Origin of the sequence: Pedobacter chinensis (genome assembly GCF_003339865.1) — a bacterium.
Classification (GTDB): Bacteria; Bacteroidota; Bacteroidia; order Sphingobacteriales; family Sphingobacteriaceae; genus Pedobacter; species Pedobacter chinensis.
Map to the genome: position 1 here is coordinate 107,654 of NZ_QPKV01000009.1, position 17,192 is coordinate 124,845.

Here is a 17,192-nt window from a genome sequence, read left to right on the forward strand (position 1 = left end):
AATTTGAATATTTTTTGTTACAAAAAAAGCCTCCAATTTCCATCAGAGGCTTTAGTATTATTATTTTACCAGTAAGTTCCCGGTTTATCGTATTTGTTTATCACTATACATTTACGCACTATTCAACCGCACTAATAACCAATCGCAATATCATCACCACGCGGGTCAGCACCGCCTTGATAACTGCCCCATTTGGTTTTTAAAATAGCGTCGACCCTTCCAATCGGTCCGCGGTTAATGATTTTATAACCTTTTGCTTTTAACTTTTCCGTTGATAAGCTATCAATAGCATCCTTTTCAGCATAAACTTCATCGGGTAACCATTGATGATGGAATTTCTTTGCGGCCACTGCCGATTGCATATTCATATCGAAATCGATCACATTTATGATGGTTTGAAAAACTGAAGTAATAATTGTCGATCCACCAGGTGTACCCACTACCATGAAAAGCTTACCGTCTTTTTCCACTATGCTTGGGGTCATTGAACTGAGCATTCTTTTATTCGGGGCAATTGCATTTGCCTCTCCCCCAACTAATCCATACATATTTGGTGCACCGGGTTTAACAGAAAAATCATCCATTTCATTATTCAACAGGAAACCTGCTCCCTTTACCGCAACTAACGAGCCGTACGAGCCATTTAAAGTAGTGGTAATTGAAACCGCATTACCGCTGCGATCTACAATAGAAAAATGTGTGGTTTCTTCGTGCTCTTTGCCATTAACCTGTCCCGCTAAAATAGCGCTGCTTGGCGTGGCTGTTGCCCAGTTGAAATTTGCCATCCTATTTTTATTATAACTGGTGCTTAGCAGCGTGGCTTGAGGAACTGCATAAAAATCAGGATCACCTAAATGCGTTGCCCGGTCTGCATAAACGCGTCTTTCAGCCTCAACAATAACTTGTACAGTAGAATCTGCATTATGCCCCCATCTTTTTAAAGGATAGGGTTCTACAGATTGCAGCAATTGAATCAATGCAATACCTCCGCTTGAAGTTGGTGGCATAGTTATAATTTTATAACCCCGATAATTACCCGTGATTGGTTTACGCCAAACAGAATGATAATTCTTTAAATCATCTTTTGTCATTAAGCCTTTACCACGCTGCATTTCGGCAACTATTGAATCGGCAACGGCACCCTCATAAAATCCTGCCCTGCCTTTCTCCTGAATTAATTTTAATGTGTTGGCTAATTCCTTTTGAACTAACACATCATTTTCTTTCCAGGTGCTCTCTAAACTTACAAAGGCAATTCCATTGGGATTAAATTCCATAAACTTACCGTGCAAACCATTTAATTCTCCTGCTTGTCGTTTTGTAATTTTAAAACCGTTCTGAGCTAAATCAATAGCGGGCTGTAAAATCTGTTTCCAGGAAAGTTTTCCGTATTTCTGATGTGCTTGAACCATTCCATCTACTGATCCGGGAACGCCAGCGGCCAGATGCCCATATAAACTTTTATCAACTATTGGATTTCCGGCGGCATCTAAATACATATCTCTGCTGGCAGATGCTGAAGCTTTTTCACGAAAATCAAGTGCGTTAACTTCTCCGCTTGCCGACCGGTAAACCATGAAGCCGCCACCGCCAATATTTCCGGCATTTGGATAAACTACGGCCAATGCAAATTGAACTGCAACTGCTGCATCAACTGCATTACCACCCTTTTTCAAAATTTCAATTCCTACCTGCGATGCTTCCGGATGCGCAGTAACAACCATCCCGTTTTTAAATTCATTGCTATTGTTTTTACCCAATTGACCGCTTACGCAGCTGGCTAAAACAATTATGGCTACTAATAAGATTGAAGTAATTTTGAAATTAGTTAGGCGACTTATAGTTTTCTGCATCTTTATATATTTTTTCAATGATGTTGTTATTTTTCTCTGTGATTACTTTTCTCTTTAAACTGAGTTTAGGCGTTAATTCCCCTCCATCAATACTCCATTCTTTTGGTAAAAGTGCAAATCTTTTAACCTGTTCCCATTTACCAAAACCACTATTTGATGCTTCTATTACCTCATTATATTTAGTTAAAACCTGTTCATTTTTGATGATTTCTTCATTGGTTGTAAAAGTAATTCCCTTTCTGCCTGCCCAGGTTTTTAAGGTTTCGAAATTCGGAACAATCAAAGCTGAAGGGAATTTTCTGTTCTCCCCTAAAACCATAATCTGTTCAATAAAAATAGATTCTTTATACTTATTTTCGAGCATCTGTGGCGCTACATACTTGCCTCCTGCTGTTTTAAACATTTCTTTCTTACGGTCGGTAATTTTTAAAAACCGGCCATCTACCAATTCTCCAATATCTCCTGTATGAAACCAACCGTCGTTATCAATAGCCTCGTTTGTTAGATCTGGGCGATTATAATAACCTTTCATTACCTGATGTCCGCGTGTTAATACTTCCCCATCCTGTGCAATTTTCACCTCTACTCCTTTAATTACTTCCCCCACCGTTCCGAACATTGTTCCTCCAAAATGATTAACTGTAATTACGGGAGAAGTTTCCGTTAATCCATAACCTTCAAAAACAGGCATTCCTGCAGCCCAAAAAATGCGGGCCAAACGTGGATTCAGGGCTGCTCCTCCAGATACAATCACTACAATCTCCCCGCCAAGGGCCTCCTGCCATTTTTTAAAAACCAGTTTCCTGGCAATACCCAGTTTAAAGTTATACCAGCCACCCGCATTAGTGGTATATTTTTCAGCCAAAGCCACCGACCAGAAGAAAATGCCTTTTTTAATTCCGGTTAGCGCCTTCCCTTTTTCCATTATTTTATCATAAACTTTTTCCAGGAGCCGGGGGACAGTTGAAAATGCATTTGGTTTTACATGTTGAATGTCGGCAACAATTGTTTCCATACTTTCTGCATAATAAACCGCTGTTCTGTTAAACAAATACAGGTAAATAATCATGCGTTCGAATATGTGTGAGAGCGGTAAAAAACTTAAACCTTTATTTACCCCCTCAGGCATTACCACTGCGGAGTTAACAAAATTTGCCACCAGGTTATGATGGGTTAACATTACACCCTTTGGTGTTCCGGTAGTTCCTGAAGTATAAATTAAAGTCAGAATATCCTCCGGTTCAACTTTCGCCCGGTAGTCATCTAGATTGATTTCCTGATCATTCCTGCCTTCCTCAATAAGTGTTTTCCAGCATGTTACTCCTTCAATATCATTAAAACTGAAAATTTTAATGTCTGGATTTATAGCGTCGGCGCAAGGCTTTATTTTTTTATATAAATCTGCATCTGCAACAAATACAATTGATATTTCGGCATCTTTTAGAATAAACTGAATGTCATGTTCTGCTAAGGTTGGGTATAACGGGATCTGGTAAGCTCCAATTTGATTGGCTGCAAAATCGGCAATGTTCCATTCCGGTCTGTTATGCGACATTACCGCAACACGCCCTCCTTTAACAATTCCTTGTTTTATTAATCCACGGCTTAAATTATCTACAGTGTCACAAAATTCTTCTGTACTGTAGTTAATCCATTTGCCATTAATTTTTCCGTTGATGAATTCTTGCTTAGGATTTTCCAGGCTATACCTTAATAGATCAAAAACCCTTGTAATTTCTGCAGCCATATATTTTTTATTATTTGGTTAAGTTAAAAAAATCAAACATAAAGATGTTGTTAAGCCTTATGTTTTTTTATCGAATATTTTGCACGGACAGAGAATGCCAAAACTTCTTCAGGTATAAAATATTGGAATAAACTTAACAAATCCATTATTACTATGCAAGCATTGTTTTTTATCGCCATAAGATTTTTACCGAAAAAACATAAACGGCATCAAAGTTGTTAAGCTGTTTAAATACTTAAGAAAACATTATTTACTAAAAAATTTATTATGAAAAAGCTATTTACAATTTTAGGATGCATTGCTTTATTTGCACTTACCACAACGAATGTTAAAGCTCAGAATTACAAAACAGGGTTAGGTTTAGGTATTGACTTTGGTGACGGGGCTACTTTGGTGGGTCCTTCAGTTAGACATCATTTTAGCAGAAGTGCAGCCTTACAGGGCGAGGTTTTGTTTGGGGGAAACTCAACAGTACTTCAGGCATTTTTACAATATAATGCTTCATTACCCGGAGCAAAAGGTTTAGACTGGTATTTGGGTGGTGGTCCATCAGTGCAATTGTATGATGGCGGTTCTAGTTTTTATTTGGTACCAATGGTAGGTTTAGATTATAAAATTAGTGGTGCACCTTTAGCAATCGCTTTAGACTGGAGACCAAGACTTTATATTGGAAGCAATGATAGCGACTTCAATGCAGGAAGATTTGGTTTAGGCTTTAGATATACTTTTTAAGGCCGAAAGCAGAAAGACCAAAGCTGAAGGCTAAAAGACTAAAGCTGAAAGATTAAGCTTAAAATATAAAAACCCGTTAGAAAATTTTCTAACGGGTTTTTTTTTGACTCAAGACTAGTGACTCATGACTCCAAACTTACTTCCCTGTCCATTTTTTAAACACTGTTTTTTGAGCTGGTGTTGCATTTTCATTTATTGTTGCTTTTAAACGTACACTTGGATTTTCTTTTAAGGTTAAAGAAATCTCACGTTCCAAACCATCACGTTTAACTTTAAGTTTTAATACATCACCAATGTTTTTCTTTGAAACCAAAGGCAAAGTTTCCAATGAAAGCATCGGGCTTCTTAATTTCACGGTTGATAAAGCTTCACTTACCGTTACATCATCCAATGAAATAATTTCATCATTAACATTTAAACCCGCAATCCATGCTGCTGAGTTTCTGCTGATCGAAGTAACCGAAATTGTACCATTATTGGTTAACTGCCCACTTGCCCCGCTTACCGGTTTATCAGGCGTTGCATTTTCGGTGGTTATGTTAATACCTGCATAGCCGAAATATTTCACATATTCTGCGTCATCTACACCATTAACATACTTGGCCCAGAAATTAGTGAAACTGATTCCTGAAATCTTTTCTACCATTGCTTTAAATTCTGCATCCGTATAACCCCGTTTTAAAGTTTTGCATTGTAAATACATGGCCTTCATCACATCATCTAAACTTTTTGCTCCTTTTGTAGCATTTATGATTTCTAAATCCATCAAAATTCCAATAACCTCACCTTTGTTGTAGTAAGAAATTGAATTGTTTTTAGAGTTTTCATTTGGGCGGTAGCCGATGATCCAGGCATCATAACTTGACGATGCTGCAGACTGATATTTAGAACCTGGTGTATTTAATACAGTACCAATTGCACCCGCAAGATCATTAACAAAAGTATTGTCATCATTAAAACCTGCTCTGTGCATGTATTTATTTTCATAGTATGAAGTAAATCCTTCCGCAATCCAAAGGTTGGTGGTGTAATTTTCGTTATCGTAATCAAACGGACCTAATGCTACCGGACGTAAACGTTTTACATTCCACAAGTGATGATATTCATGAGCAACTAAACCTAAGAACCCTTTGTAACCTGCTTCGGTATTATAAGCATTTCTGGTTGCGCCCAAAGTAGTAGAGTTTAAGTGCTCTAAACCGCCACCGCCTCTCAAGAAATTATGAACAATAAAAACATAATGCTTATTTGGATTTTCGCCATAAACTGCTGTGATTTCTTCTACAATTTTAGCCATATCCACTTTAAGTTTTTCCTTATCATAGTTGCCTCCGCCATACATGGCTACTTCATGACGAACACCTGCCGCCATAAATTCAAAAACATCCTGATTACCTACTTCAATAGGGCTATCATATAAAATATCAAAATCAGTTGCTTTATAGGTAAACTTTTCTCCTGCTACCGGCTCTAAGCCTGTTGAAACTTTGCTCCAGGTATTAAAAGGAATAATTTTAACTGTACTAGGTGATTTAATCATACCATCGGGATGCATAAAAATTCCTGTAGATGATAAGAAAGCATGAGATTCATCAATAAAGGGAGTACGTACTGAAATTTCAAATGCGTAAACACGGTAATTGATTTTGATATTTGCCGCTTTCGCTGAAAATATTCTCCAGGTATTTTTTCTTACTTTTTCTACTTTTACGGCTTTACCTCCGGCAGATGCTTTAAATTCCTCTACACTTTTTTCAAATTCGCGTATAAGGTAAGATCCTGGAGTCCAAACTGGCATTTTTACATCAACGTAATCTTTTACCAAGCCAGAAATATTCATCTGAATTTCGGCATAATGTGCTTGCGGTTCTTTAAAAGAAACTTCAAAAGCAATTTTTACCTGCGCCTTCGTTGCCATAATACACGTTAGTAATAAAACTAAACTTAAAATTGATTTTTTAATAAACATATTGAGGGTATTTTGTCCACAAAATTATATTTATTGATGAGGTTTCCGAATTAAAAACAAAAAAGGGGTGTAAAATAGTTGTTTCGCTAGACTGGTTGGACCTCTGGAGTCTGAAGTCGGAGGTCCAAAGCCTAAAGAACAAAGCTGTCATTAGAACTTTGGCATTTATTCAGTACTTCTTTCAACTTTACCGCTATAATTTCGAACTAAGAAACTTCATGCCAATTATCTTCTTTGCCTCCCACAACTTTTGAGTCCGGACTCCCGACTTCGGACCCCTGACTAAGTAAACTTCAGACTAATTTGGTAACATCCTTAATACAACAAATTTAGGACTAAACTATTTGAATATTTTTACGCTCTAATATTGAACGTTAATTTCATTTTAATGTTCAGATAAGCACGACACCAATATAACCATGAAGAAAAGGTATATCATTTATGCTGTTTTGGCTTTAGGCCTGGCCTATTTAGTTTATTACAGAATTAACGCGAATAAAAAATTAGAGGGAGGTGGTGCTGCTGCTGCAACCGGACAAGGAAAGGGTGCCGCCGGAGGAAAAGGTGGTGGTGCAGGTGCTCCGTTAGTAGTTGATGGAATTATAGTTAAACCAACATCATTTAACACTGATCTGGAAGTGACAGGAGCAATTGATGCAAATGAATCTGTGGTTTTGAAAAGTGAGGTTTCTGGTTTGGTCACCGGAATTTATTTTACAGAAGGAACAAATGTTACCAAAGGGGCAGTTTTGGTAAAAGTTAATGACAGCGACATCCAGGCACAACTGCAAGAGGCATTAACCAGGCAAAAACTTTCGGGCACTAATGAAAACAGGGCAAAACAATTATTGGAAAAAGGCGCAATCAGCCAGGAAGAATATGATACTTCTCTGGCTGATTTAAAATCATTACAGGCACAATCACAATTAATCAGAGCCCAGCTTGCCAGAACAACTATCCGGGCTCCTTTTTCGGGAAGAATCGGATTGCGCAACATCTCGGCAGGAACGTATTTAACACCTGCAACCGTAATTGCAAATCTGGTTAGCACTAATCCAGTGAAGGTAACTTTTTCGGTTCCGGAGAAATATGCTGGCCAAATAAATCTGGGGTCATCCATTACTTTTACAACTGATGGATCTTCAAAGCAGAACACCGGAAAAGTGTATGCGATTGAGCCAGGCATCAATGCCGCAACACGAACATTACAAATCAGGGCACTGGCACCTAATGCAGATAATGCTTTGTTACCAGGTTCATTTGCAAAAATAAAACTGGCATTAAATACTTTACAAAATGCAATCCTTATTCCAAACCAGGCAATAATCCCAGTTTTGAAAGGAAAAATAGTTTACATCCAAAAGAACGGGAAAGCACAGGAGGTTAAGGTTGAAGCAGGAACGCGTACTGATGAAAACATTGTAATCACTTCAGGATTGAAAGCTGGCGATACTGTACTAACCACAGGCTCCATGGCTTTGAAAAAAGATGCTCCGGTAAAAGTTAATTTGGTTAAAGAATCATTATGAGTATCTCTACTACGAGTATAAAACGACCTGTTCTTGCCATTGTAATGAACCTGATGATTGTTCTTTTTGGAATAATCGGATATACATTTTTGGGCATCAGGGAATATCCATCCATTGACCCTACCGTGGTTTCGGTAAGAACATCGTACCCTGGAGCGAATTCTGACATCATTGAATCGCAAATTACAGAGCCTTTAGAAAAATCAATCAACTCGATTGACGGGATCCGGAATATTTCTTCATCAAGTAATCAGGGAACCAGTAATATTACGGTTGAGTTTAATCTGGATAAAAACATAGAAGAAGCTACCAATGATGTTCGGGATAAAGTTTCGCAGGCTGCGAGAAATTTACCACGGGATATTGATGGTTTACCAATTGTGAGTAAAGCTGATGCGAATTCAGATCCGATCTTATCAATGACCATTCAAAGCGATAAAAGAAATACTTTACAGCTGAGTGATTTTGCTGAAAATGTGATTGCCGACCGTATTCAAACCATCCCGGGCGTGAGTAGTGTGCAAATTCAGGGACAACGAAAGTATTCCATGCGTATTTGGATGGACCCCAATAAGCTCAGTGCTTACGGATTGACTTCTCAGGATATTGTTACCGCCCTGGATAACGAAAACGTAGAATTACCATCAGGAAAAATAACCGGAGAAACGACAGAGTTAACGGTAAAAACCTTAGGTAAGCTGACCAATGAAGATCAGTTTAATAATTTGATATTAAAATCAGACAGTAATCAGGTAGTAAAACTGAAAGATGTTGGTTACGCCGTACTGGGATCGGAAAATGAGGAAACGATTTTAAGAGAATCAGGTAAGCCGATGGTTGCCGTTGCAATCATCCCTCAACCTGGAGCCAATTATTTAGACATCAGCAAGGAATTCTATAAACGCTTCGATAAATTAAAGGCAGACATGCCCAATGACATTAAGCTTAAAGTTGCACTGGATAATACTTTGTTCATTAAACGATCGGTAACTGAAGTTGCCGAAACCATTGGTTTATCATTGGTTTTGGTAATTCTGATCATCTATCTTTTCTTTAGAGATTGGGCCATCGCATTCAGACCGCTAATTGATATTCCGGTATCATTGGTATTTACATTCTTCATCATGTACATTTTTGGGTTTTCCATTAACGTATTAAGCTTGTTAGCCATCGTTTTGGCTACAGGTTTGGTGGTAGATGATGGTATTGTGGTAACAGAGAACATCTTTAAAAAAGTAGAAGAGGGCATGTCACCATTTGAGGCAGCTATTAAAGGTTCAAATGAGATCTTTTTTGCCGTTATTTCTATTTCCATTACCCTTGCCGCAGTATTCCTGCCTGTAATTTTCCTGCAAGGATTTGTTGGCAGGTTATTCAGAGAATTTGGGGTAGTAATTGGTGCTGCGGTATTAATTTCGGCTTTTGTATCACTTACCTTAACCCCAATGCTAAATGCCTATTTAATGAAAAAAGGCGGGCATACCCCCTCAAGATTTTACAATTGGACCGAGCCTTATTTTGTTAAGTTAAATGATTCTTATGCATCAAACTTGAATAAATTTTTAGATAGAAGATGGCTTTCTATCCCAATCATAATGGTTTGCATGGGATTGATTTTTCTTTTCTGGCAGCTTTTACCAAAAGAAACAGCGCCTTACGATGATAGAAGTGCGATTAATATGACAGCAACCTTGCCAGAGGGTGCTTCTTTCACTTCTACTGATAAATTTATTATGAAACTGAATCAACTGGTAATGGATTCAGTGCCTGAAAAAAATGTTAATATTACCATTACTTCTCCTGGTTTTGGAGGATCCGGGGCCACAAACTCTGGTTTTGTGAGAATGGGATTAATTGATGCCGGAGATCGCGAACGTTCGCAAAAAGAAATTGCAGACATGCTGACCAAGGTAACTAAAAAATATACCGAAGGAAAAGTGATTGTTAATCAACAACCAACTATTTCTGTTGGTCGTAGAGGAGGATTGCCCATTAGTTATATTATCCAGGCGCAAAATTTCGAAAAACTAAGAGAAAAAGTGCCTTTATTTATGGATGCAGTTTCCAAAGATCCGACTTTCACAGTTTCTGATGTTAACTTAAAATTCAACAAACCGGAAATCAATTTAACCATTGATCGGGATAAGGCTAAAAACTTAGGAGTTTCCATTTCTGCTATTGCACAAACGTTAAATTTAGGTTTAAGCGGGCAACGCTTTTCATATTTCTTCATGAATGGTAAACAATATCAGGTAATTGGTCAGTTTGATCGTGGAGACAGAAAAGATCCTTTAGATTTAAGCTCAGTTTATGTACGTAGTGATAAAGGAGAATTAATTCAACTGGACAACCTCGTAACCGCGAAAGAAGAAAGTAGTCCGCCACAGCTATATCGCAATAACCGTTTCATTTCAGCAACTGTTTCGGCAGGCTTATCACCTGGAAAAAGTATTGGCGATGGAATTAACGCTATGGATAAGATTGCCGAAAAAGTATTGGATGAAACATTTTCTACCGATTTAAGTGGCGAATCAAGAGATTTTAAAGAGAGTTCATCAAATACTTTCTTTGCATTTGGTTTAGCATTATTATTGGTATATCTGATTCTTTCTGCTCAGTTTGAAAGTTTTAAAGATCCGATCATTATTATTTTAACCGTTCCAATGGCTGTTGCAGGAGCATTTTTATCGCTATGGCTTTGTGGACAAAGCTGGAATATTTTTAGCCAGATTGGTACCATTATGTTAATCGGTTTGGTAACCAAAAACGGTATTTTAATTGTAGAATTCGCTAATCAATTGAAAGAAAAAGGGGTAGCTATTCCAGAGGCCATCCGCGAAGCTTCAGTATCACGTTTGCGACCAATATTAATGACGAGTTTAGCTATCGCAATAGGTGCTTTGCCAATTGCCATGGCTTTAGGAGCTGCAGCAAAAAGCCGCATGAGCATGGGAACAGTTATCGTAGGCGGAACTTTGTTTTCTTTAGTTTTAACCTTGTTCGTAATCCCCGCTATTTACTCATATTGGGCAAAACCATACAAACCAAATAAAGAATTAAAAGACGCCCATCGTTTTGAACTAGAGGCTTTACATACAGAAGAATAAGATGAGCAAAAGATTAAAAATATTTATATTCCTGGCAAGCTTATCGGCTTCGGGTTTCGCACAAGAAAGGCTCAGCTTGCGGGAAGCAATTACCATTGCCCTGCAAAATAATTATGATATAAAAATTAGTAAAAACGAAGTTAATATTGCCAGGAACAATGCCAATATAGGTAATGCTGGCATGTTACCAAGCATTGCAGGCGTTTATAACAATGGCGGGAGTATTCAAAACACCCGACAAACACCTGTAACCGGTGAAGATCGGGTAATTCGTGGTGCCCAAAGTACAAACAACAGTTATGGAGCCGATTTAAACTGGACCATATTTGATGGTTTTACCATGTTTGCCAATTATGATCGCCTTAAAGAATTACAAAAACAGGGAGAAGTAAATTCCAGACTAGCCATATTAACAACTGTTTCTGATGTGATATCTGCTTATTATGACGTAGTAAGGCAACAGCAGCTGCTGGTTGCCGCTGATAGCGCAATGGATGTATCGGTGCTGCGAACCAATATCGCCAAAACCAAACTGCAACTGGGTCGCGGTTCGAAATTGGATGTATTAACTGCACAGGTTGATTATAATACGGATACATCAAACTATCTGCAGGTTAAGAATTTCCTGCAGGTTGCAAAAGTTCGCTTAAATCAATTAATTGTTAGAGATATCGGTACAGATTTTTCGGTAGCTGACAGTATCGATGTTGATAAGGGAATATTGTTTAGCAAGCAGGCAGAAATTGCAGCGCAGCAAAACCCAAATGTTCAGAATGCTTTTATCAATCAAAAAATTGCCTCGCTAAATTTAAAATCCATTCGCGGAGCAAGGTATCCTTCCATAAGTTTAAATTCAGGATATAGCAGAGCCAGAAGTACCAGTCCCACAGGGTTTAACCAAAGGTTTGCGGCCAATGGTTTTACTTATGGTGTAACAGCAAGTTTAAATTTATTCAATGGCTTTTTGCAAAGGCAACAGGAAAGAAATGCTAAAATTGATATCGAAAATTCTACCTTGAATTTAAATAAAACCAAACTCGATGTAAATTCACAATTGCTTACGGCTTATCAAAACTATGCCACTTATCTGGATTTGATTAAACTTGAGCAACGTAACGTAGATATTGCGAAAGAAAATCTTGATATTACTTTAGCCAAATATAAGTTGGGAAGTATTGCTCCTTTAGAGCTCAGAGAAGCACAACGCAATGCTATTGATGCACAAAACCGATTTATAGAAATGCAGTATCAAGCTAAAATTGCTGAAATCACGCTGAAAGAAATTGGTGGGAATATAGATTTATCTAATTAATTTTTATATTTAATCCATGATACTTGTTGCAGATAGTGGCTCATCAAAAACAGATTGGATGGGCTATCATAATGGCGAAACCATTAAGTTTAATACTCCTGGAATAAATCCTTATTTTTTAAATGAACAGGATATAAGCAAGCTGATTTCTAAAAATGAAACGGTCATGCAATGTGCCGATCAGGTAAAGGAAATTTACTTTTTCGGTGCCGGTTGTTCCTCTCCGGATAAACATGAAGTGGTTTCTAATGGATTATCCGAAATTTTCACTCAGGCTTTTATTTCTGTAGATCACGATCTTTTGGGTTCTGTATACGCAACCTGTGGAGATGCAGAGGGTTTAAATTGCATTTTAGGAACGGGCTCGAACATCTGTTATTTTGATGGTAAAAAAATTCACGACGGACATCATGGCTTGGGTTATGTTTTAGGTGATGAAGGTTCAGGAACATTTTTCGGCAAGAAAGTATTACTCGCTTACCTTTACAATAAAATGCCCGCCAGCCTGGCTGCAGAATTTAAGAAATCGTTTCCGGCAGAAAAAGAGCAGATTATTACCAATGTTTACCAAAAACCATTTCCAAATATCTACTTAGCGGGTTTCAGCCGCTTTATGGCTCAGCATAAAGATCATCCATTTATCCAGAATATTTTAAAAACAGGCTTTCAGGAGTTTGTAGATACCAATGTAAAGGATTATCCGAAACATAAATCCGTACCTTGCCATTTTGTAGGCTCTATTGCTTATTATTATCAGGATGCCCTGATAGAAGTTTTGGAAGCAAATGGCATTGAGCCTGGAAAAATATTACAGAAACCCATTGACGATTTGTTCAATTTCATCCTTCAAAAGGAAGGCATTGCGACGCAAACGAGTTAATTCTGATCATATTTTTTCGCCTTATGAATTTATTGTTAAAATATTTTTAAGATTGTAAACATAACAACATACATTTTGTTATAATTTTGGAGGCACACACAATTGCGTAGCACATTATGAAGAGAATATTAGTAGTAGATGATGATATTGAGGTTTTAGAAACCATACAATTAATACTCGAAATTGGCGGTTTTAAAGTTTCAGCACTAAATGACGGTGAAGAAGTTTTTAATAGAATTGAAAGCTTTAACCCCGATTTGATTTTACTTGATATCTCTCTTGGCCACATTGATGGACGCGTGTTATGCGAACAATTGAAATCAATAGAAAGCACTTCTAAAATTCCAATTTTACTGATTTCTGGTTTGTACGACCCTAAAGATTTTACGACCTTAAATTATGGGCAGGATGATTTCCTTTCTAAACCTTTCCAAATGGATGTGCTGCTTAAAAAGATTACCAAAACACTTTCTTTGGAAGAGGATAAACCCAGCTTTCTTTTAAATTAAAAGGTCTTTATTTTAAAAATACTTAGCCAGGAACCTTTAAGGTTTTCCTGGCTTTTTTTATTGTGGTATTAACCATCAATATTAACGCAATCATCAATGCGAAGAAGGAATCTGTTTTATGGCAACCTCAATGCTGTGATTCCATTCTTTAAAACATTCTAAATGTCATCTCCCGAAGGAGATTGCCACAGCCAATGAAGGATTGGCTTCGCAATGACGGAACAGGGGATACATTAATATGATCGTCATTGCGAGGAGGAACGACGAAGCAATCTGTTTTATGGCAGCCTCATGCTGTGATTCCATTCTTTAAAACATTCTAAATGTCATCTCCCGAAGGAGATTGCCACAGCCAATGAAGGATTGGCTTCGCAATGACGAAACAGGGTATGTATTAACCCAATCGTCATTGCGAGGAGGAACGACGAAGCAATCTGTTTATGGCAACCTCAATGCTGTAATTCCTTTTCTTTAAAACATTCTAAATGTCATCTCCCGAAGGAGATTGCCACAGCCAATGAAGGATTGGCTTCGCAATGACGGAACAGGGGATACATTAATATGATCGTCATTGCGAGGAGGAACGACGAAGCAATCTGTTTTATGGCAGCCTCATGCTGTGATTCCTTTCTTTAAAACAGCACTCAAACAGTGACCTTCCGTAGGAGATTGCCGTAGCCAATGAAGGATTGGCTTCGCAATGACGGAACAGGGGATACATTAATATGATCGTCATTGCGAGGAGGAACGACGAAGCAATCTGTTTATGGCAACCTCAATACTGTGATTCCTTTCTTTAAAACAGCACTCAAACAGTGACCTTCCGTAGGAGATTGCCACAGCCAATGAAGGATTGGCTGCGCAATGACGAAACAGGGATACATTAATATGATCGTCATTGCGAGGAGGAACGACGAAGCAATCTGTTTTATGGAAACCTCAATGCTGTGATTCCATTCTTTAAAACAGCACTTAAACACTGATCTCCCCGAAGGAGATTGCCACAGCCAATGAAGGATTGGCTGCGCAATGACGGAACAGGGGATACATTAATATGATCGTCATTGCGAGGGAGGAAAGACGGAGCAATCTGTTTATGGCAACCTTAATGCTGTGATTCCATTCTTTAAAACAGCACTTAAACAGTGATCTTCCGTAGGAGATTGCCGCAGCCAATGAAGGATTGGCTGCGCAATGACGATAAACCAACTCTGTCATTTTGGCAAACAATCCTCTTTGGAACAAGCCTTGTTATGCACGATGTAGATTAAACAATTTATTTACATATGAGCATACAGGAAAAAGGAAATATCTCGATACATACCGAGAACATTTTCCCGATAATTAAGAAGTTTTTATACTCAGATAACGAGATTTTTCTTCGTGAGTTGGTTTCTAACGCGGTAGATGCAGTTCAGAAAATTAAAAGACTAGGTTCATTGGGCCAGTTTAATGGCGAAGTTGGCCAGCCTTTGGTAGAAGTTGCGGTTGATGCAGCAGCAAAAACCATTACCATCAGCGACAATGGTTTGGGGATGACCGCCGAAGAAATTAAAAAATACATTAATCAGGTTGCATTTTCTGGCGCAAGCGAGTTTGTAGAAAAATTTAAAGATGCAAAAGATGCCAATGAAATCATTGGTAAGTTCGGTTTAGGTTTTTACTCTGCTTTCATGGTTGCAGATTTAGTTGAAATTCAAACTTTATCATACCAGGATGGTGCTGAACCTGCCCGTTGGGTTTGTGATGGCAGTACAGAATTTGAAATTACTGAAGGCAACAGAACCACCCGCGGTACCGATATCATTCTTCACATCAATAAAGATTCTGAAGAGTTTTTAGAAAAATCTAAGCTGCAGGAAATTCTTGATAAATACGCCAAATTTTTACCTGTACCAATTAAGTTTGGCACTAAGACCGAATCAGAAGAAGATGGCGAAGATGAAGAGGGCAAGAAAAAGTATAAAGACATAGAAGTTGATAATATCATCAACACCACCAATCCAATCTGGACCAAAGCACCTGCAGATTTGTCAGATGAGGATTATTTAAGTTTTTACCGTGAGTTATATCCATTTAGTGAAGAGCCGTTATTTTGGATTCACTTAAATGTAGATTATCCATTCAACTTAACTGGTGTATTGTATTTCCCTAAATTGAAAAACGATTTTGAAATGCAACGCAACAAGATCAAGTTATTCTCTCGCCAGGTATTCATTACTGATGAGGTTAAAGATATTGTTCCCGAATTCCTGATGTTATTGCATGGTGTGATTGATTCTCCTGATATTCCGTTAAATGTATCACGCAGTTTCTTACAGGCAGATAGCAATGTTAAGAAAATCAATAATTACATCACTAAAAAAGTTGCTGATAAATTAGCTGAGCTATTTAATAAAGACCGTAAATCTTTCGAAGAGAAATGGAAAGATATTGGCTTGTTCGTGAAATACGGAATGATTAGTGAAGAGAAATTTTATGATAAAGCAAAAGATTTTGCTTTAGTTGGAAACACTAAAAATGAGCTTTTCACTTTAAATGAATACAAAGAAAAAGTTGCTCCTTTACAAACTGATAAAAACGGAACAGTAGTTTATTTATATGCCAATGATGCGGCCAAACAGGATGCTTTTATTCAATCAGCAAATAAAAAAGACTACGATGTTTTAGTTTTAGACTCCCCTATTGATAATCACTTCATTAATCAGTTAGAGCAAAAATTAGAAAAAACATCAATTAAACGTGTTGATTCTAGCGTAGCTGATAAATTGATTGAAAAAGATGAGAAAAACGAGCATGTTTTAACTGAAGATCAGGTTAAGGAAGTGACAACGATCTTTGAAAAAGCAATCACTAAACCAGGAATGCATGTTGAAGTTGTGGCTTTACATCCGGAAGAGTTACCAGTAACCATTACAATGGATGAATTTATGCGCCGTATGAAAGATATGGCTGCAATGGGTGGCGGAATGGGTTTTTATGGCCAAATGCCCGACAATTACAAAGTGGCCATCAATGGAAATCATAAGCTGGTTAGCAAAATCTTAAAAGCAGAAGGCGAAGAACAAAGCAACTTAGCCAAACAGGCTGTAGATTTGGCGTTATTGGCTCAAGGCATGTTAACAGGATCAGATTTAACTGCGTTTGTAAGCAGAAGTGTGGAATTGATCTAAATATTCAACATCATATTTGATGGGGAGAAATCGTTAGGTTTCTCCCTTTTTTATTTTTAATAACTTTGATTATCTGCAAAACATATATTAAGATTGCTTCTTACCTCGCAATAATCTGGCAGTTGCCTAAAGCTTTAATATATTGGATATTGGGCTTTACTTGGCAGGTGGTCGTCATACTGAATTTATTTCAGCATCTATTTTTCTATCAAGGCCGATCAAGCTTTATGGAATCTGAGTTACCAATTACACATTCAATAGCGCTCAACAGTGATTTTCCTAAGGAGATTGTTATAGCCAATGAAGGGTTGGCCTCGCAATGACGAAAACCGGGAAAAACTAGTTTGCTACCCCGCCAACAATCATTGCGAAAAATGATCC

At 37.8% G+C, this 17,192-nt stretch carries 10 protein-coding genes; 7 read left to right on the forward strand and 3 right to left on the reverse strand.

Translation table 11 applies throughout. From position 1 onward, the window contains the following. Positions 1-131: 131 nt before the first annotated feature. Complete coding sequence (gene ggt / locus DU508_RS19190; RefSeq protein WP_115404385.1) at positions 132-1,853, reverse strand: gamma-glutamyltransferase; 1,722 nt, start codon at positions 1,851-1,853, stop codon at positions 132-134. Next, positions 1,825-3,600, reverse strand: coding sequence for an AMP-dependent synthetase/ligase (locus tag DU508_RS19195; RefSeq protein WP_115404386.1), 1,776 nt, complete (start codon positions 3,598-3,600; stop codon positions 1,825-1,827). The genes ggt and DU508_RS19195 overlap by 29 nt, the downstream gene beginning before the upstream one ends. 267 nt (positions 3,601-3,867) lie before the next feature. Here DU508_RS19195 and DU508_RS19200 point away from each other — a divergent pair, with 267 nt between their 5' ends. Then, a complete protein-coding gene (locus DU508_RS19200; protein ID WP_115404387.1) occupies positions 3,868-4,332 on the forward strand; it encodes a hypothetical protein in 465 nt (154 codons plus the stop codon). Between the two features lie 136 nt (positions 4,333-4,468). On the opposite strand, the gene DU508_RS19205 is transcribed toward DU508_RS19200, so the two are convergent. Beyond that, positions 4,469-6,250 carry a M61 family metallopeptidase gene (locus DU508_RS19205; protein ID WP_233509678.1) on the reverse strand — a complete coding sequence of 594 codons (1,782 nt, stop codon included), beginning with the start codon at positions 6,248-6,250 and terminating at the stop codon, positions 4,469-4,471. Between the two features lie 470 nt (positions 6,251-6,720). On the opposite strand from DU508_RS19205, the gene DU508_RS19210 reads away from it, so the two are divergent. From DU508_RS19210 to htpG, 6 genes are all read left to right on the forward strand, one after another. Then, positions 6,721-7,830: an efflux RND transporter periplasmic adaptor subunit gene (locus DU508_RS19210; RefSeq protein WP_115404389.1), complete on the forward strand. Its 1,110-nt coding sequence runs from the start codon at positions 6,721-6,723 to the stop codon at positions 7,828-7,830. Next, the gene (locus tag DU508_RS19215) at positions 7,827-10,937 is read left to right on the forward strand and encodes an efflux RND transporter permease subunit (RefSeq protein WP_115404390.1); all 3,111 of its coding nucleotides are present in this window, start codon (positions 7,827-7,829) and stop codon (positions 10,935-10,937) included. The genes DU508_RS19210 and DU508_RS19215 overlap by 4 nt, the downstream gene beginning before the upstream one ends. Before the next feature lies 1 nt (position 10,938). Next, positions 10,939-12,249, forward strand: a complete 1,311-nt coding sequence (locus DU508_RS19220; RefSeq protein ID WP_115404391.1) for a TolC family protein — start codon at positions 10,939-10,941, stop codon at positions 12,247-12,249. 16 nt (positions 12,250-12,265) lie between these two features. Further along, on the forward strand, positions 12,266-13,129 hold the full coding sequence (locus DU508_RS19225) for an N-acetylglucosamine kinase (RefSeq protein ID WP_233509679.1): 864 nt from the start codon (positions 12,266-12,268) through the stop codon (positions 13,127-13,129). 116 nt (positions 13,130-13,245) lie between these two features. Next, the gene (locus DU508_RS19230; RefSeq protein WP_115404392.1) at positions 13,246-13,638 is read left to right on the forward strand and encodes a response regulator; all 393 of its coding nucleotides are present in this window, start codon (positions 13,246-13,248) and stop codon (positions 13,636-13,638) included. 1,286 nt (positions 13,639-14,924) lie between these two features. Next, positions 14,925-16,811, forward strand: coding sequence for a molecular chaperone HtpG (gene htpG / locus DU508_RS19235; RefSeq protein ID WP_199562749.1), 1,887 nt, complete (start codon positions 14,925-14,927; stop codon positions 16,809-16,811). Positions 16,812-17,192: the final 381 nt, after the last annotated feature.